This is a genomic window from Sphingobium aromaticiconvertens (genome assembly GCF_037154075.1).
Classification (GTDB): domain Bacteria; phylum Pseudomonadota; class Alphaproteobacteria; order Sphingomonadales; family Sphingomonadaceae; genus Sphingobium; species Sphingobium aromaticiconvertens.
Window position 1 is genome coordinate 3,523,809 of record NZ_JBANRJ010000001.1, and the last position, 16,426, is coordinate 3,540,234.

A 16,426-nucleotide genomic window follows, 5' to 3' on the forward strand; every position below is an offset into this window, starting at 1 on the left:
TGGCGCGCGCGGCTTAACGATAGGGTGCATCGGCGGCAAGGTTCGCGGCGATCGCGCGTTCCCACTTGTCACCGTTTTCGAGGAGCTTGGCCTTGTCATAGATCAGCTCCTCGCGGGTTTCGGTCGCGAACTCGAAGTTCGGGCCTTCCACGACCGCGTCCACCGGGCAAGCTTCCTGACAGAAGCCGCAATAGATGCACTTGGTCATGTCGATGTCGTAGCGTGTCGTGCGGCGGCTGCCATCGTCGCGCGGCTGCGCCTCGATGGTGATCGCCTGCGCCGGACACACGGCCTCGCACAGCTTGCACGCGATACAGCGCTCTTCCCCATTGGGATAGCGGCGCAACGCATGCTCTCCCCGGAACCGCGGCGAAATCGGGTTCTTCTCATAGGGATAGTTGATCGTCGCCTTGGGCTTGAAGAAATACTTCAAGGTCAACCAGTGCGCCTTCACAAACTCCCAGAGCGTGAACGACTTGACGTAATAAGCGAGGCTCATTGTGCGCCTCCATAGCGCGTCAGCATGAGGAAGCCTGAAACCAGAAAGACGAAGAAGAGCGAGGTCGGCAGGAAAATCTTCCAGCCCAGCCGCATCAACTGGTCATAACGGTAACGGGGTACCGTCGCCTTCACCCAGGAGAAGACGAAGAAGAAGAACAGGATCTTGGCGAACAGCCAGAGGATGCCCGGCACATAATAGAGCGGCGCCCAGTCGAACGGTGGCAGATATCCGCCCCAGAACAATATGGCGTTGAGCGTGCACATCAGCAGCACGTTGGCATATTCGCCAAGCCAATAGAGCGCGAAAGCCATCGACGAATATTCGGTCTGATAGCCTGCAACCAGCTCGGATTCAGCCTCGGTCAGATCGAACGGAGCGCGCGCAGTCTCCGCCAAGGCCGAAATCAGGAACATGATCGCCATCGGAAACAACAGCGGGTTGAAACCGTTGCCGTTGATGAAACCATAATAGCCCCTTTGGCTCTCGACGATCGCGGTCAGGTTGAAGCTGCCCGCCCACAGCACCACGGTGATGATGATGAAGCCGATCGAGACTTCATAGGAAATCATCTGCGCGCTGGCGCGGATCGCGGAATAAAAGGGATATTTGGAGTTGGACGCCCAGCCCGCCAGCACGATGCCGTACACGCCCAGCGAACTGATCGCCAAAATGTAGAGCAGGCCGACATTGATGTTCGCCAGCACCACGCCCACCTGAAACGGTATCACCGCCCAGGCCATCAGCGCCACCGTGAAGGTGATGATCGGCGCGATGATGAACAATGTCTTGTTCGCCGCCGACGGGATGATGGTTTCCTGCAGGAACACTTTGGCGCCGTCCGCGAAGGACTGGAGCAGACCGAAGGGACCAACGACGTTGGGACCACGGCGCAGCGCCATCGCCGCCCAGATCTTGCGGTCGGCATAGATGATCATCGCGACCGCCAGCATCAGCGGCAGCGCAATCACCAAAATGCCGATGATCGTCGACAGGAACCAGGCGAGACCGAACGGCGCGCCCCACGAAACGAAAAGCGCGGTCACTCTGCGGCCTCCGCATAGTCGACGCCATGGACCAGTTCGGCCGAGCATTGCTGCATCGTCGGACTGGCGCGGCAAATGGCATTGGTGAGGTAGAAATCCTTGATCGGCGAACCAAATTCTCCGCTCGCGCCGGTGGCCAGCTTTGGAACCGACCAGCCATAGCTGGCCAACCCCTGCTCGCCCAGCACGGGCACAGCCTTGGCCATCTCCGCACGCAGCGCATCAAAGCTGTCGAATGGCAGCCTGGCTCCCAGCGCTTCGGACAATGCCCGCAGGATCGACCAGTCTTCGCGGGCATCGCCCGGCGCGAACACGGCCTTTTCACCCTGCTGCACGCGGCCTTCCAGATTGACGTAGGTGCCAGCCTTTTCGGCATAGCTCGCGCCCGGCAGGATCACGTCTGCGGAATGCGCGCCCTTGTCGCCATGATGGCCGACATAGACTTTAAAACTGTCCTCGAAGGCCGCATAATCGACCTCGTCGGCACCCAACGAGAAAAGCAGCTTCGGCCTGGCCGCGGCAATTGCCTTGATCCCACCATCCGTCGCATAGCCAAGCATTAGCCCACCCATGCGCGCCGCCGCGAAATGCAGGACGTTATAGCCGTTCCAGCCCTCTTTCACCAGGCCCAACGTCTCGACCAGCGCCAGCGTATCGCCATGCGCACCGTCCTTCGCCAGCACGCCGCCGCCCACGATCATCGCAGGCCGCGCGGCCTTCCCGAACGCCTCGACCACCGCCTTGGGCAGCTTGGCGAGCAGCGACGCATCATTGCCCAGCCACTCGACCTTGTAGGTCAGGTCGACTTCCGGGCCGATGCCAAAAACCTTCGCACCCTTCTTGATCGCCTTGCGGATGCGCGTGTTCACCAGCGGCGCTTCCCAGCGCAAATTGGTGCCGACCAGCAGGATCACGTCCGCTGTCTCAATGCCGTTCAGCGTCGTGTTGAAATTGACCGCCGACAGACTGGACACATCATAGGCAAGGCCGGTCTGACGCCCTTCCAGCATCGTGCCGCCGAGCTTTTCGACCAGCAGCTTGCCCGCGAACATCGTCTCGCAATCGAGCAGATCGCCCGCGATCGCGGCAACGCTGCCACCATGCTGGACCGCTGCAATCGCCGCAAAAGCCTCGTTCCACGTCGCCGGGATCAGCTTGCCGTCCTTGCGGACATAAGGCTTGTCGAGGCGCTTGCGGACCAGACCATCGACCGCATGGCGGGTCTTGTCCGACGCCCATTCCTCATTCACGTCGTCATTGATACGCGGCACGGCGCGTAGCACCTGACGGCCCCGACTGTCGAGGCGGATATTGGTGCCCAGCGCATCCATCACGTCGATCGCATGGGTATATTTGAGTTCCCACGGACGCGCCTCGAATGCGTAAGGCTTCGACGTCAGCGCACCGACCGGGCACAGGTCGACCACATTGCCCGACAATTCGCTCTTGGCGGCCTTTTCGAGATAGGTGGTGATCTGCATATTCTCGCCACGTCCGATCGCGCCGATTTCCGGCACGCCCGCGACTTCCTCGGCAAAGCGCACGCAACGGGTGCACTGGATGCAGCGGGTCATCACCGTCTTGACGATCGGACCCATATTCTTTTCGGTAACGGCGCGCTTATTCTCGTCATAGCGCGACGCGCCGCGGCCATAGGCCACCGACTGGTCCTGAAGATCGCATTCGCCGCCCTGATCGCAGATCGGGCAGTCGAGCGGATGGTTGATGAGCAAAAACTCCATCACCCCTTCGCGCGCCTTCTTGACCATCTGGCTGTCGGTGCGAATGTCCTGCCCCTCGGCAGCGGGCAGCGCGCAGCTTGCCTGCGGCTTGGGCGGCCCGGGCTTCACCTCGACCAGGCACATACGGCAATTGCCCGCAATGCTCAGCCGCTCATGATAGCAGAAGCGCGGGATTTCCTTCCCGGCCAGTTCGCACGCCTGAAGGACGGTAGCGCCCTGCGGGACTTCCAGTTCTACGCCGTCGACGGTTACTTTAGGCATGATTACTCCGCAGCCTCCATCACGGGGGCGCCACGCTCATTGATCCGCCGCTCGATTTCGGGGCGGAAATGCTTGATCAGGCCCTGGATCGGCCAGGCCGCCGCGTCGCCCAGCGCGCAGATGGTGTGACCTTCGACCTGCTTGGTCACTTCCTGCAACATGTCGATCTCGCGGATGTCCGCTTCGCCCGAGCGCAGCCGTTCCATCACGCGCCACATCCAGCCTGTGCCTTCGCGGCACGGCGTGCACTGACCGCAGCTTTCATGCTTGTAGAAGTAGGACAGGCGCGAAATGGCGCGGACGATGTCGGTAGATTTGTCCATGACAATGACGGCCGCGGTGCCAAGGCCGGAACCGAGCGCCTTCAACCCGTCAAAATCCATCGGCGCGTCCATAATCTCCCGCGCAGGCACCAGCGGCACCGAGGAACCGCCCGGAATCACCGCGAGCAGATTGTCCCAGCCGCCGCGAATGCCCCCGCAATGCCGGTCGATCAGTTCCTTGAACGGAATGCCCATCGCCTCTTCAACGACGCAGGGCTTGTTCACATGGCCGCTGATCTGGAACAGCTTGGTGCCGACATTACCCGGACGACCGATGCCCGCAAACCATTCCGGCCCGCGCCGCAGGATCGTCGGCGCGACCGCGATGCTCTCTACGTTGTTCACCGTCGTCGGGCAGCCATAGAGGCCCGCACCTGCCGGGAAAGGCGGCTTCAGGCGTGGCTGGCCCTTCTTGCCTTCCAGGCTCTCGATCTGCGCGGTTTCCTCGCCGCAGATATAGGCGCCCGCGCCGCGATGGACGAACACGTCGAAATCATAGCCGGAGCCGCAGGCATTTTTGCCGATGAAACCCTTGGCATAGGCCTGCTCGACGGCGGCGAAGAGGACCTTCGCCTCATAGATGAACTCGCCGCGAATATAGATGTACGCGGCCCGCGCGCGCATCGCGAAACCGGCGACCAGCGCACCCTCGATCAGCTTATGGGGATCATGGCGGATGATCTCACGGTCCTTGCAAGACCCCGGCTCGGATTCGTCGGCGTTGATAACCAGGAAGCTCGGACGGCCATCCTTGCTTTCCTTGGGCATGAAGCTCCACTTCATGCCGGTCGGGAAGCCCGCGCCACCACGGCCACGCAGGCCGGACGCCTTCATCCTGTCGATGATCGTGTCCTGGCCCAGCGCCAGCAGCGCCTTGGTATTATCCCAGTCGCCACGCAGACAAGCGGCGTCCACGCCCCAGTCCTGAAAGCCATGGACGTTGGTGAAGATGCGATCCTTGTCAGCCAGCGGGCCAACGAACGAAGCCTGTGCGGGTGCGTCGGTCATGCCCGTGCTCCTCCCCATTGGCCGCGATAGTCGTGGTTTTCCGTGACCATCTCTTTCAGCGTGGTCGGGCCACCTTCGGGACAGCTCGTCTGCCGATCAATCTGCGGTCCGATCTTGGGCTGCTTGCCGGTCGCCAAATCCTCCAGGATCGCGCTCATGCTGTCATAGGTCAGGTCTTCGAAATTATCGTCGTTGATCTGGACCATCGGCGCGTTGGCGCAGGCCCCCAGACATTCGACTTCGGTCAGGGTAAACAGGCCATCCGGCGTCGTCCCGCCCTTAACCAGCCCCTTATTCTTGCACGCCGAAAACACATCGTCTGACCCGCGCAACATGCAGGGCGTCGTACCGCACACCTGCACATGATAACGGCCCACCGGCGCGAGGTTATACATGGTGTAAAAGGTCGCGACTTCATATACGCGCATATAGGGCATATCGAGCTGGTCGCCGATAAACTCCATCACCGGCACCGGCAGCCAGCCTTGCGTCTGCGTCTCCGCGCCGACCTGCCGCTGGGCGAGATCGAGCAACGGCATCACCGCCGACTGCTGGCGACCGGGCGGATAACGACCGATCACAACTTTCGCCTGCTCGGCATTTTCGGGCGTCCACGCGAACGCGCCCCAACGCGCACGGGTTTCGGCTTCGTCGGGGATATGAATTGCGTCAGCCATTAGCGGTCACATTCTCCGAACACGATATCCATCGCGCCCAGTACAGCGGTTGTATCGGCGAGCATGTGGCCCTTCAACATGAAGTCCATGGCTTGCAGGTGTGAGAAGGCGGTCGGGCGAATCTTGCAGCGATAGGGTTTGTTCGACCCGTCGCTGACCAGATAGACGCCGAACTCGCCCTTGGGACTTTCGGTCGCGACATAGACCTCGCCTGCAGGCACATGGAAGCCCTCGGTATAGAGTTTGAAATGGTGAATGAGCGCTTCCATCGAGCGCTTCATCTCGCCGCGTTTGGGCGGCACCACCTTGCGGTCAAAGCTGGCGATCGGCCCTTCGGGCATCTCGTTGAGGCACTGCTTCATAATCCGCGCGGACTGACGGACCTCCTCCACACGCACCATGAAACGGTCGTAGCAGTCGAACCGGGTACCGACGGGCACGTCGAACTCCATCCGGTCATAAACGTCATAGGGCTGCGACTTGCGGAGATCCCAGGGGATGCCCGAACCACGGATCATTGGCCCTGAAAAGCCCCATTTTAGCGCGTCTTCCTTACTGACGATGGCGATGTCGACATTGCGCTGCTTGAAGATGCGATTGTCCGCGACCAGCGAAATCGCATCCTCGAACAAGCGCGGCAAGCGCGTGTCGAGCCAGTCACCAATGTCGGTGAGCAGCTTGAGTGGCACATCCTGATGCACGCCGCCGGGCCGGAAATAGGCGCTGTGCATACGCGCACCCGAGGCCCGCTCGAAGAAGTTGAGGCAATCCTCGCGAATTTCGAACATCCACAGGTTCGGCGTCATCGCGCCAACGTCCATGACATGCGACCCCAGGTTCAGCATGTGATTGCAGATACGGGTCAGTTCAGCGAAGAACACGCGCAAATACTGCGCGCGCAACGGCACTTCCAGATCGAGCAGCTTCTCGATCGCCAGCACATAGCTATGCTCCATGCCGAGCGGCGAACAATAGTCCAGCCGGTCGAAATAGGGCAACGCCTGAAGATAGGTCTTATACTCGATCAGCTTTTCGGTACCGCGATGGAGCAGGCCGACATGCGGATCGCAGCGCTCCACGATTTCGCCGTCCAGTTCCATGACGAGGCGCAAAACGCCATGCGCCGCGGGGTGCTGCGGACCGAAGTTGATCGTGTAATTCTGGATTTCGGTATCACCCAGCGTCGGATCGGCCGCGTCGGTGCGATGCTCCATTTCGTCGAGATAGTTGGACATCAGGCGTCACCCCCATTCTCTTTCGGCGCCTTTTTGGGGGCGGCAGGCTTGCGCTTGGGCTTTTCAGCTGCGGGTTTGGCCACGCCCTTGCCTTCATCCGTCTCCGCCGCGGCCTTTTTCGGCCTGGCGGGCGATTTCTTCTTGGCTTCGGTGTTCGCGGGTTCACCGGCACCGGTGTCGGCGGGCTTTTCCGTCACCTTGGGCGTTTCCACCTTGGCGGCAGGTGCGGGCGGTGGAGGCGGCGGCGCGGGGGCCGGAGCCGCTGGCGCAGCGACCTTCTCGTCACCCGGCAGCACATATTGCGCGCCTTCCCACGGGCTCATGAAGTCGAAGCTGCGGAAATCCTGCGCCAGCTTCACCGGCTCATAGACGACGCGCTTGGCTTCTTCCGAATAGCGCAGCTCGACATAGCCTGTCAGCGGGAAATCCTTGCGCTGCGGATAGCCCTTGAACCCATAGTCGGTCAGGATGCGACGCAGATCGGTGTTGCCCGAAAAGATCACGCCATACATGTCGAACACTTCGCGCTCCAGCCAGCCGGCAACCGGCCAGATGTGCGTGACGGTGGGGACCGGCTGATCCTCATCGGTCGATACCTTGACGCGGATGCGATGGTTCCGGGTGACGGACAGCAGGTGATAGACCACCTCGAACCGCTCGGCCCGTTCGGGGTAATCGACCCCGGCAATTTCCATCAGTTGCTGATACTGCGCGCGGTCGCGCAGCAGCGCCAGCGCTTCGGCCAGGCTATCGCGCAAGACCGTAAAACTCAGTTCATCGGCATGATCGACGGTTTCGACCAGCATGGCGCCCAACAGCGCGCCGATTTCCTCGGCGATACCGTCAATGACCGCGATCTTCGGTGCAGAATGACCCATCTTAGCGCTCAATCGTCCCAATGCGGCGAATCTTCCGCTGCAACTGCATCACGCCATAGAGCAACGCTTCGGCAGTCGGCGGGCAGCCGGGAACATAGATGTCCACGGGCACGATCCGGTCGCACCCACGCACGACGCTGTAGCTATAATGATAATAGCCGCCGCCGTTCGCGCACGAGCCCATGGAAATCACATATTTCGGTTCAGACATCTGGTCGTAAACCTTGCGCAACGCGGGAGCCATCTTGTTGCACAAGGTGCCCGCGACTATCATCACGTCCGACTGGCGCGGGGACGCACGCGGCGCCGCGCCAAAGCGCTCCATGTCATACCGCGGCATGTTGACGTGGATCATCTCGACTGCGCAGCAGGCCAGACCAAAGGTCATCCACCACAGCGAACCGGTACGGGCCCAGGTGAACAGGTCCTCGGTCGAGGTAACAAGGAAACCCTTGTCACTGACTTCATTGTTCAGCGCATTGAAGAAGTCCTGGTCGGGCTGGGTTCCCAGCGCGGGCACGGTGCCGGGCGCAGGGCTAGTGAGTTCTACTCCCAATCGAGTGCTCCCTTCTTCCACGCATAGACGAGGCCGAGCACCAGCTCCGCTATGAAAATCATCATCGTCGCCCAGCCGGTCCAGCCGATCTGGTCGAGGCTAACCGCCCACGGAAACAGGAACGCCGCCTCAAGATCGAAGATGATGAAGAGGATGGCGACCAGATAGAAGCGGACGTCGAACTGACTGCGCGGTTCTTCGAACGCGGGGAAACCGCATTCATATTCGCTCAACTTGGCCGGGTCGGGCTTATGCGCCCCAGTCAGGCGCCCCACCAGCATAGGCAGGAACACGAACGCGCTTGAGAGCAGCAAGGCAACCCCGAGAAAGATCAGGATCGGCAGATATTGGGCAAGATCGACCAACGGTATCCCCTGGGCGAAAAGATTGTTGGGGGCGCTTTAGGCCTGCTGCATATGCGAAGCAAGGGGCCAAGTTCTGAGAATGATTCGCAACAAATCCAGTGATTTGTGGAAGACCACCCTGTCCACTCGACAAATGCCATGAACCGTTTGAGCGTTACGCCACACTCCGGCCTTCTGCGTGAGAAACAGTGATCTGTCCGCGAAACGCCATCACCCGATTGCGCCCCGCCTTCTTCGCGGCGTAGAGCGCACGATCCGCAGCCTCCAGACGCAGCGACGCCGCAACAGCGCTATCGGCGGTCGCGACCCCAATACTCACGGTGACGCCACGCGGGATCGCCACGCCATCGCCTGCATGGATGGCCGCAATCGCGAGCCGCAACTCCTCTGCGACACCGATAGCAACCATATCGCTCGCCACTGGCAGCAGGACCAGAAACTCCTCGCCGCCATGGCGGCCTATTGTGCCGCCGTGTCGGTCGACAACGCGACCGGCGACATGCGCGACTTCCCGCAGACAGGCATCGCCTGCCGCGTGCCCCAGCTCGTCATTATAGGCTTTGAAATGATCGACATCGATCAGCAGGATACCATGCTGGCCGTGCTGCTGCGTCAGTTCGACCATCATGCGCCGACGGTTCCACAGGCCAGTCAGGAAATCGGTATCGCTCAGATGGCGCAGCTTTGCATTGGCCGCTTCCAGCGCCAGCGCCTGCGCACCAAGGACAGTCGCCATCCGCTCGCTCCGGGCAGAGATGTCGAGGATCCGGCCGAATATCCGACTCAGCCGATGCCCGATGAACGCACAGGTCAGGCAGAGCGCAATGCAGGCAAGAGCCAGCCATTGGGCCGTCGACCGTCCTGTCAGAAAGAAGCCCGCCGCCGTCAGCAGGAAAAGCGGCACATGAAAGGCCAGATGCGCGGGCCACCAGGCAATATAGCCGGACACGGTCAGCACCGCGCCCAGGCCCATGCAGCAGAAAAACAGCGACGCTTCGTCCGTGCCCACCCCGACCAGCACCAACCCAGCCATCCCCCAGGCCAGGCCGGACAGGCCGACCGTGCCGGTGGCCACCCAGGCCCAGCGTAGCTGTTGCCCATAGCCGGCACCCTGCCTGTATCTGACCGCCAGCAAGACGCGGACGGCCAACAGGATGGAGATACAGGCGAGCCAACCGAGCAGGAACGCCTGCGATGCCATCGCCCAGTACACGCGGCAAAGGATCATGGTCGCCAGCAGGCTCATGGCCGCGCCGGGGAGCGCGTTGCCATAGAGCATCGCCACGCGATGCCGAATCAGATCCTCCGGCTTTCCACTCATGTCGCCAAAGCGCCTCCTTTCGAGGGGCAGCTAGGCGACCGAAGTTAATATCGTCCCAAGATCAGCTCAGGATCAGCGGAGAGCGCTGGCCACCAATTTGTGCAATTTGCTGTGGATCGCGTCATTGCCGGCGATGACTTCCTTACGCTCGATCGGCTGGTCGCCACCCCGGAAATCGGTAACGAACCCGCCCGCTTCGCGCACCAGCAATATGCCGGCAGCAACGTCCCAGGACTGAAGGCCGCTTTCCCAGAAACCATCATAGCGCCCGGACGCCACATGGGCGAGATCGAGCGACGCGGCGCCAAAGCGGCGGATACCCGCGACCGAAGGCCCGACTGCACCGAAAATGCGTGTCCACTCAGCGAAATTGCCATGACCCATGAAGGGAACGCCAGTAGAGATCAGGCAATCGGCCATGTCACGCCGCGCCGACACGCGCAGCCGTTGGTCGTGACGCCATGCGCCGCGGCTCTTTTCGGCCCAATAGCTTTCGTCGGTAACGGGCTGATAGATCAGGCCGGTCGTCACTTCGCGCTTGCCCCCGTACAAAGGCTCCTCGACCGCGATCGAGATGGCGAAGTGCGGGATGCCGTGCAGGAAGTTGCTGGTGCCATCGAGCGGATCGATGATCCAGCGCGGCTTGGTTGGGTCGCCCGCAATCTCGCCACTCTCCTCGACCAGAAATCCCCAGTCGGGCCGCGCGCGCTGCAATTCCTCGACCAGCGTCTTTTCCGCCTGATGATCAGCCTTGGACACAAAGTCAGCCGGCCCCTTGCGGGACACCTGCAGATGCTCGACCTCGCCGAAATCGCGACGCAGGCGCTGCCCGGCCTTGCGGGCGGCGCGCTCCATGACGGTAAGAAGGCCTGAATGGGATGCCATGTTCGAATCTCCCCCCTCCCTTTCAAGGGAGGGGTAAGGGGGTGGGTGCGATTGCGGCAGCAATCGCCTGCAACGTCAGAGGCAAGGTCGGAACGCGCCCTGCGGTCGCGACCCAGCCTTTCCCCTCCCTGAAGAGGGGCTTATTCAGCGCTTATTCCGCGCGCTTCACATATTCGCGGGCATAGACGTCGACGACGATGCGCGTGCCGCTGACGATATGCGGCGGCACCATGACGCGCACGCCATTGTCGAGGATTGCGGGCTTGTAGCTGGCCGACGCCGTCTGGCCCTTGACCACCGCGTCAGCCTCAACAACCGTCGCTTCGATCGTGTCGGGAAGCTGGACCGAAATTGGCCGCTCCTCATACATTTCCAGCGTCACTTCCATGCCGTCCTGCAGGAAGTCGGCGGCATCGCCGATCAGGTCCTTGGCCAGATTGATCTGCTCATAGGTTTCCTGATCCATGAAGACGAGCATGTCGCCCTCGGCATAGAGATATTGAAAATCCTTCGTATCCAGGCGGATGCGCTCGACGCTTTCGGCGGAGCGGAAACGGACATTGTTCTTGCGCCCGTCGATCAGGTTCTTCAGTTCCACCTGCATATAGGCGCCGCCCTTGCCGGGCTGAGTGTGCTGAATCTTGACGGCGCGCCACAGGCCGCCCTCATATTCGATATTGTTGCCGGGACGAATGTCGACGCCGCTGATCTTCATGGGAAGAACCTGCCTGTGTATCTAAAGGTGAAAAGAGCCGGTCGCGGCCTTTATAGCGCCTTGGGCCAGAGAGCAAGGGGCCGCTTAATCCTGCGCCGTCAACAGCGGATAGGGATTGACCGGCCGCCCGCGATACCAGGGGTCGCCGACCCCCATCTCATGCACTTCGAAATGCAGATGCGGTCCAGCCGGGTCGGCATTGCCCGTACTGCCGACCGTGGCCAGCCGCTGCCCCCGCCGCACCGCCTGCCCTTCCTTCAGGCCCGGCGCATAGGCGTCCAGATGCGCGTAATAATAGACATGCGCGTCATCAGCAGACCGTTGGTAAATCGTCCGCCCACCGCGCCCGCTCCAGCGAATACGCTCGATACGACCATCGGCAGCGGCCAGCACCGCCCGTCCCCGCGCGGCCATGATGTCGATGGCATCATGGGTTCGCACGCCACTTTCGCGCGCCTGGGTGAACGTATCGACCAGCGCGCTGGGCGGCACCCCCTCGACCGGGATCAACAACCGCCCCTCCCGAACAGCGCCTTCACCGGCAGACACCGGCGTATCAGCGGGCGCATCGCCAGGCACGATCCGCACGCAAAAATGCGCGAAGGCCACGCACAGCAGCAGCGCCAGCGCGGCCCACGTCCATTTCCTCACTGCTGGCATTTCCTCATTGCTGGCATTTCCTCATAACTGGAACACCGCCTTCACGCCCGACTTGACCATCTGCGCCAACCGCGCCGCGTCCCAATTGGTCAGGCGGATGCAGCCATGGCTCTCGGTACGGCCGATGGTTTTGGGTTCGGGCGTGCCGTGGATGCCATAATGGGCCTTGGACAAGTCTATCCAGACGATGCCCACCGGCCCGTTCGGTCCCGGCTTCAGCACCGCCTTCTCATCCTTGGACGAGGAGTCCCAGAACAGGTCGGGATTATAATGGAACACCGGATTGCGGCTCACGCCCTTGATCGTCCAGGAGCCGACCGGCAGCGGATCGTGGCTCGACCCCATCGTCGCGGGAAATTGCGCGATCAGCCTGTTGTCCTTGTCGAAGGCCTTCAGCACGCCTTCCGATTTATCCACCACGACATGATCGGCCTGCGGCTGATCCGCCGCGACCGCCAGGCTGGCCAGTGTCGTGCCCCAACCGCTCTCATCCCCCTCGATCCTCGCCACCGGTTGATTGGGAATGGCGGGCACGCGGATGATCGCCCCCGGCCCGACCTTCGCGCCCTTCGCATTCATCGCCACCAGAGCTTCCGGCGTCGTATGAAAGCGCTCGGCCAGTTTTTCCAACAGATTGCGATAACCAAGGGCGGGCAATTTGGCCTGTTCGTTCAACCCCTTGGGCAAGGCGAAATACGGCCCCTGCGCGAACCCGTCGGGCACGCGCACCAACCATGTGGTCGGCGGCACGTCCCGCCGAGCCTGCCCTTTCAACAGGGCATCCGCCGTTCTGGAGTCATAGTCGCCCGTCTCGGGCAATCCCTTCGCGGCCTGAAACCCCTTGAGCGCCGCCGTGAAAGACATGCCCGCCTTCCCGTCGACCACACCGGGCGAAAAGCCAGCCCGATCCAAAGCCACCTGCGCCTGAAGAAAGGATTCGGGTTTGAAGGCTGACCCGCCCGGCTCCGGCATCACGGTGAAGGCGAACGGATCGGCGGTTGCGGACGCGCTCGGTGCCGGAGTCGCTGTATTTGTCGTCTGCGCCGCACTCCTGTCGCCGTCCGTAACCGCAACATTGCACGCGCCGCACAGCAGCACGGCGGCGATGAAGACCGATGAATGACGCAAGCTGCTCTCTCCCACTATTGTCGGGCAAGAACGCGCAAGATCGGGAAAAGCTGCCCTTGGCTTTCCTGCATACAAAACATATACGTTTCATATACGAATCGTATATGGAGACCCCAATGGGTATTGTGAACATAGAGGATGATCTGCACGTTCAGGTGCGCAGAGCGAGCAAGGTATCGTTCCGCTCGATCAATGCGCAGGCCGCCTATTGGATCAAGGTCGGCATGTTATGCGAGATCAATCCGACCCTCAGTTTCGCCGAGATCATCAAGCGCGAGCTGAATTCCGCGGGCGTTTCGGTTCAACCACTGGCCATCGTGAAACATGACGAAGCAGCCTGAGGAACTGGCATTGCTGGCCGAATCCGGTCGGTTGCTGGCGTCCGTGTTCGGATTGCTGGATCGAACCTCGCTCGCGGGCATGTCGACGCTTCAGATTGATGAAATGGTCGAGCGTTTCATCGTTGACGATCTACAGGCGCGCCCCGCAAGCAAGGGCCAATATGGCTATGGCTTTGTGCTGAATTCTTCGGTCAACGACGTGGTTTGCCATGGTGTTCCATCGCAATCAGAGGTGCTTAGGGATGGCGATATCGTCAATCTCGACATCACACTTGAGAAGAACGGTTATATCGCGGACTCCAGCAAAACCTATTGCGTGGGAAATGTCAGTCCCGCAGCCAGAAGGCTGGTCCAGACCAGCTACGAAGCCCTGTGGATGGGCATCCGGACGGTTCGCCCGGGCGCGCGGCTGGGTGACATCGGCTGGGCGATTGAGCGCCATGCCAAGCGACATGGCTATTCCGTAGTGCGTGAATATTGCGGTCACGGCATCGGTCGGGAGATGCATGAGGAACCGCAGGTTCTTCATTTCGGAAAACCGGGAACTGGCCTTGCCCTGCGTGAAGGCATGGTTTTCACGATCGAGCCGATGCTCAATCGTGGGCGGCGGAGTGTGCGAACCGAGGCTGATGGCTGGACCGTCGTGACGAAAGACGGCTCGCTTTCCGCACAGTTCGAGCACACCGTCGCCATTACAGCCTCCGGCGTGTCCGTGCTGACGCTACGTCCCGACGAAGGCGATATGATGAGCAGGATCAAAGTCGCAGCCTGAGCGGGTCAGGCATCACACTCACACGGGCCACACCAAACCCGCCAAGCCCTAGGCCGGCAATACCGCCTCAAAAGCTGCAACCCCCGCGCCCGACCCATCCGGATGGTTCCACACTGCGCCGCTGACCGCCAGGAAATCAGCCCGCGCCTCCACCAGCGGCGCGGCGTTCTGCGCCGTGATGCCGCCAATCGCCACGCAGGGCAGTTCGAACAAGGTGGTCCACCACCCCAGGATCGAAGGATCGGGCCGATGCGTCGTTTCCTTGGTCGTGGTGGGGTAGAACGCGCCGAACGCCACATAATCGGCTCCGGCTTCCCCCGCTTCCATCGCCAGATGGCGACTGTCATGGCAGGTCACGCCGATCTGCACCTTTGGCCCCAGCACCCGACGCGCCTCACGCGGATCGCCATCCTCCTGCCCCAGATGCACGCCGTCAGCGCCCAGACGCTTGGCAAGGCCGATGCTGTCGTTGATGATGAAGGCGACCTCTCGCTCGGCGCAGATGCGCTGCAAAGGCTCTGCCAGCGCGAAAATCGCATGGTCGTCCATGCCCTTCAAACGCAACTGGAACGCCGCCACCGGCCCGCCGTCCAGCGCCGCGATGAGGGTATCGGCGAAACCCGCGTCGATCGTCGGCGGCGAAATCAGGTACAGCTTGCAGGCCGGGCGGAAGCCCGCATCGAAGCGGTCGGCGAAATGCGGGTCGAGCGCCAGTTCTTCATCGGTAAAGTCGGTCATGCCCGCGCTCTACCGCAAAGCAGCCCGCTGGACCAGCGCCCGCTCGCGCAACGCCAGAAACAGCGGCAGGCCACAGGACATGCCAAGCAGGAAGGTCGCAGCAATCGGCAGCCAGAGGGGCCGGACGCCATCGCGACGCCCCTGCATGATGATGAAGGCGGTCAGCACGACCGCCGAAATCATCACGTCGAGCGCAAAGAAGCTGCTGACCGGATTGACGAACAGATCCGCGACGAAACGCGGCACATCCAGTCCGTTCGCGGCCAGCCAAGGCAGGAACGCGGTCAGGGGAAGCAGCGCGCCGAGCAGGGCCAGGACCATCCAGGTCGCGGCCCATGCCCGGCTACCCTGCATATCAGGCGATCACGCCTTGACGGTCGAGGCGCCGTGGATCTCGTCGATCGCGCCGCCCAGCGAGCCGTTAAACTCGTCTTCGCTCATCTGATGACGCAAATCCTGCAACAGCGCACGGCTGAAGCTGGCAATGATGCCCCGGTTCTTCGCCAGTTCGACGCAGGCCTCGGGCCGCGCGAAACCGCCCGACAGCGCCACCACGCGCAGCACGCGCGGATGATCGACCAGCGGATCGAACAGACCAGCCTTGGCGGGAAGCGACAGCTTCAGCATCACCTTCTCGTCACCCGGCATCGCATCCAGATTCTTCAGGATTTCTTCCAGCAGAATCTGGTCAGCCTCGGCACGCTCGGCGCTCTTGATGTTCACTTCCGGCTCGATGATCGGCATCAGGCCCGCAGCGAGAACTTGGCTACCAATCTCGAACTGCTGCTTGACCACGGCGGCGATGCCCTCGCGGTTGGCCAGATTGATGACCGAACGCTCCTTGGTGCCGAACACGCCCAGCGCCTTGGAGCGCTTGAGCAGCACGTCCAGATCCGGCATCGGCTTCATCATCTGAACGCCATTGGCTTCGTCTTCCAGACCCTTGTCGATCTTGATGAAGGGAACGACGCCACGCTCGATCAGCGCCTGCGGCACGGACTTGCCGCCCGCCTGCCCGTCCATCGTCCGCTCGAACAGGATCGCGCCCAGCACCTTTTCGCCGTTGAAGCAGGGCGAGGTGATGACCCGGCTACGCATGTCATGGATCAGGCCAAACATCTCTTCGTCGCTGTTCCACGCATCTTCCTCGACGCCATAGCCCTTGAGTGCCTTGGGCGTCGACCCGCCGCTTTGATCCAGCGCCGCGATAAAGCCCTGGCCGTTGGCGATCTTCGCCATCATGTTCTGATCCAGCATCTGCACATACTTTCTCTAT

At 61.7% G+C, this 16,426-nt stretch carries 19 protein-coding genes; 2 read left to right on the plus strand and 17 right to left on the minus strand.

Annotated elements, in window-relative coordinates; genetic code table 11:
- Positions 1-13 precede the first annotated feature (13 nt).
- The 14 genes from nuoI to WFR25_RS16825 all read right to left on the minus strand — a co-directional run bounded on the left by nuoI (position 14) and on the right by WFR25_RS16825 (position 13,299).
- Positions 14-499, minus strand: coding sequence for an NADH-quinone oxidoreductase subunit NuoI (gene nuoI, locus WFR25_RS16760; protein ID WP_336972432.1), 486 nt, complete (start codon positions 497-499; stop codon positions 14-16).
- Positions 496-1,545 (minus strand): NADH-quinone oxidoreductase subunit NuoH, encoded by a 1,050-nt coding sequence (nuoH, locus tag WFR25_RS16765; RefSeq protein ID WP_336972434.1) that lies wholly within the window; start codon positions 1,543-1,545, stop codon positions 496-498. The genes nuoI and nuoH overlap by 4 nt, the downstream gene beginning before the upstream one ends.
- Positions 1,542-3,548: an NADH-quinone oxidoreductase subunit NuoG gene (gene nuoG, locus WFR25_RS16770; RefSeq protein ID WP_336972436.1), complete on the minus strand. Its 2,007-nt coding sequence runs from the start codon at positions 3,546-3,548 to the stop codon at positions 1,542-1,544. Before nuoG ends, nuoH begins: the two co-directional genes overlap by 4 nt.
- Positions 3,549-3,550: 2 nt before the next feature.
- Positions 3,551-4,879, minus strand: coding sequence for an NADH-quinone oxidoreductase subunit NuoF (gene nuoF / locus WFR25_RS16775; RefSeq protein ID WP_336972438.1), 1,329 nt, complete (start codon positions 4,877-4,879; stop codon positions 3,551-3,553).
- The gene (locus WFR25_RS16780; protein WP_336972440.1) at positions 4,876-5,556 is read right to left on the minus strand and encodes a complex I 24 kDa subunit family protein; all 681 of its coding nucleotides are present in this window, start codon (positions 5,554-5,556) and stop codon (positions 4,876-4,878) included. Before WFR25_RS16780 ends, nuoF begins: the two co-directional genes overlap by 4 nt.
- Positions 5,556-6,791, minus strand: a complete 1,236-nt coding sequence (locus WFR25_RS16785) for an NADH-quinone oxidoreductase subunit D (protein ID WP_336972442.1) — start codon at positions 6,789-6,791, stop codon at positions 5,556-5,558. Before WFR25_RS16785 ends, WFR25_RS16780 begins: the two co-directional genes overlap by 1 nt.
- On the minus strand, positions 6,791-7,669 hold the full coding sequence (locus WFR25_RS16790) for an NADH-quinone oxidoreductase subunit C (RefSeq protein ID WP_336972445.1): 879 nt from the start codon (positions 7,667-7,669) through the stop codon (positions 6,791-6,793). Before WFR25_RS16790 ends, WFR25_RS16785 begins: the two co-directional genes overlap by 1 nt.
- Before the next feature lies 1 nt (position 7,670).
- Positions 7,671-8,225 (minus strand): NuoB/complex I 20 kDa subunit family protein, encoded by a 555-nt coding sequence (locus WFR25_RS16795; protein ID WP_336972448.1) that lies wholly within the window; start codon positions 8,223-8,225, stop codon positions 7,671-7,673.
- Positions 8,216-8,590 carry an NADH-quinone oxidoreductase subunit A gene (locus WFR25_RS16800; RefSeq protein ID WP_336972449.1) on the minus strand — a complete coding sequence of 125 codons (375 nt, stop codon included), beginning with the start codon at positions 8,588-8,590 and terminating at the stop codon, positions 8,216-8,218. The genes WFR25_RS16795 and WFR25_RS16800 overlap by 10 nt, the downstream gene beginning before the upstream one ends.
- Before the next feature lie 154 nt (positions 8,591-8,744).
- Complete coding sequence (locus tag WFR25_RS16805) at positions 8,745-9,911, minus strand: GGDEF domain-containing protein (protein ID WP_336972451.1); 1,167 nt, start codon at positions 9,909-9,911, stop codon at positions 8,745-8,747.
- A gap of 72 nt (positions 9,912-9,983) precedes the next feature.
- Positions 9,984-10,796 carry an inositol monophosphatase family protein gene (locus tag WFR25_RS16810; protein ID WP_336972452.1) on the minus strand — a complete coding sequence of 271 codons (813 nt, stop codon included), beginning with the start codon at positions 10,794-10,796 and terminating at the stop codon, positions 9,984-9,986.
- Positions 10,797-10,947: 151 nt separating this feature from the next.
- Entirely contained in the window at positions 10,948-11,511 is a 564-nt protein-coding gene (efp, locus tag WFR25_RS16815; protein WP_336972454.1) for an elongation factor P, read from the minus strand.
- Between the two features lie 84 nt (positions 11,512-11,595).
- The gene (locus WFR25_RS16820) at positions 11,596-12,171 is read right to left on the minus strand and encodes a M23 family metallopeptidase (protein ID WP_419723162.1); all 576 of its coding nucleotides are present in this window, start codon (positions 12,169-12,171) and stop codon (positions 11,596-11,598) included.
- Positions 12,172-12,192: 21 nt separating this feature from the next.
- Positions 12,193-13,299, minus strand: coding sequence for a L,D-transpeptidase family protein (locus WFR25_RS16825; RefSeq protein ID WP_336972457.1), 1,107 nt, complete (start codon positions 13,297-13,299; stop codon positions 12,193-12,195).
- Positions 13,300-13,415: 116 nt separating this feature from the next.
- Between WFR25_RS16825 and WFR25_RS16830 the strand changes: the two genes are divergently transcribed.
- Together WFR25_RS16830 and map are read left to right on the plus strand one after the other, a co-directional pair.
- Positions 13,416-13,640, plus strand: coding sequence for a ParD-like family protein (locus WFR25_RS16830; RefSeq protein ID WP_336974924.1), 225 nt, complete (start codon positions 13,416-13,418; stop codon positions 13,638-13,640).
- Positions 13,624-14,412: a type I methionyl aminopeptidase gene (gene map / locus WFR25_RS16835; RefSeq protein ID WP_336972458.1), complete on the plus strand. Its 789-nt coding sequence runs from the start codon at positions 13,624-13,626 to the stop codon at positions 14,410-14,412. Before WFR25_RS16830 ends, map begins: the two co-directional genes overlap by 17 nt.
- Positions 14,413-14,460: 48 nt before the next feature.
- Here the strand turns inward: map and thiE are convergent, their stop codons facing one another.
- The 3 genes from thiE to WFR25_RS16850 are packed head-to-tail and all read right to left on the minus strand — an operon-like array spanning position 14,461 to position 16,407.
- Positions 14,461-15,150, minus strand: a complete 690-nt coding sequence (gene thiE / locus WFR25_RS16840; RefSeq protein WP_336972460.1) for a thiamine phosphate synthase — start codon at positions 15,148-15,150, stop codon at positions 14,461-14,463.
- Positions 15,151-15,159: 9 nt separating this feature from the next.
- Entirely contained in the window at positions 15,160-15,504 is a 345-nt protein-coding gene (locus WFR25_RS16845; RefSeq protein ID WP_336972462.1) for a DUF2834 domain-containing protein, read from the minus strand.
- A gap of 9 nt (positions 15,505-15,513) precedes the next feature.
- The gene (locus tag WFR25_RS16850) at positions 15,514-16,407 is read right to left on the minus strand and encodes a fructose bisphosphate aldolase (RefSeq protein ID WP_336974925.1); all 894 of its coding nucleotides are present in this window, start codon (positions 16,405-16,407) and stop codon (positions 15,514-15,516) included.
- Between the last annotated feature and the right edge of the window lie 19 nt (positions 16,408-16,426).

What these genes read in the sequence shown, in the direction of transcription:
- nuoI (WP_336972432.1), bottom strand. Translation starts at nt 499, where the DNA reads ATGAGCCTCGCTTATTACGTCAAGTCGTTCACGCTCTGGGAGTTTGTG.
- nuoG (WP_336972436.1), bottom strand. Translation starts at nt 3,548, where the DNA reads ATGCCTAAAGTAACCGTCGACGGCGTAGAACTGGAAGTCCCGCAGGGC.
- nuoF (WP_336972438.1), bottom strand. Translation starts at nt 4,879, where the DNA reads ATGACCGACGCACCCGCACAGGCTTCGTTCGTTGGCCCGCTGGCTGAC.
- WFR25_RS16780 (WP_336972440.1), bottom strand. Translation starts at nt 5,556, where the DNA reads ATGGCTGACGCAATTCATATCCCCGACGAAGCCGAAACCCGTGCGCGT.
- WFR25_RS16785 (WP_336972442.1), bottom strand. Translation starts at nt 6,791, where the DNA reads ATGTCCAACTATCTCGACGAAATGGAGCATCGCACCGACGCGGCCGAT.
- WFR25_RS16790 (WP_336972445.1), bottom strand. Translation starts at nt 7,669, where the DNA reads ATGGGTCATTCTGCACCGAAGATCGCGGTCATTGACGGTATCGCCGAG.
- WFR25_RS16805 (WP_336972451.1), bottom strand. Translation starts at nt 9,911, where the DNA reads ATGAGTGGAAAGCCGGAGGATCTGATTCGGCATCGCGTGGCGATGCTC.
- WFR25_RS16810 (WP_336972452.1), bottom strand. Translation starts at nt 10,796, where the DNA reads ATGGCATCCCATTCAGGCCTTCTTACCGTCATGGAGCGCGCCGCCCGC.
- efp (WP_336972454.1), bottom strand. Translation starts at nt 11,511, where the DNA reads ATGAAGATCAGCGGCGTCGACATTCGTCCCGGCAACAATATCGAATAT.
- WFR25_RS16820 (WP_419723162.1), bottom strand. Translation starts at nt 12,171, where the DNA reads ATGCCAGCAGTGAGGAAATGGACGTGGGCCGCGCTGGCGCTGCTGCTG.
- WFR25_RS16830 (WP_336974924.1), top strand. Translation starts at nt 13,416, where the DNA reads ATGGGTATTGTGAACATAGAGGATGATCTGCACGTTCAGGTGCGCAGA.
- map (WP_336972458.1), top strand. Translation starts at nt 13,624, where the DNA reads ATGACGAAGCAGCCTGAGGAACTGGCATTGCTGGCCGAATCCGGTCGG.
- thiE (WP_336972460.1), bottom strand. Translation starts at nt 15,150, where the DNA reads ATGACCGACTTTACCGATGAAGAACTGGCGCTCGACCCGCATTTCGCC.
- WFR25_RS16845 (WP_336972462.1), bottom strand. Translation starts at nt 15,504, where the DNA reads ATGCAGGGTAGCCGGGCATGGGCCGCGACCTGGATGGTCCTGGCCCTG.
- WFR25_RS16850 (WP_336974925.1), bottom strand. Translation starts at nt 16,407, where the DNA reads ATGCTGGATCAGAACATGATGGCGAAGATCGCCAACGGCCAGGGCTTT.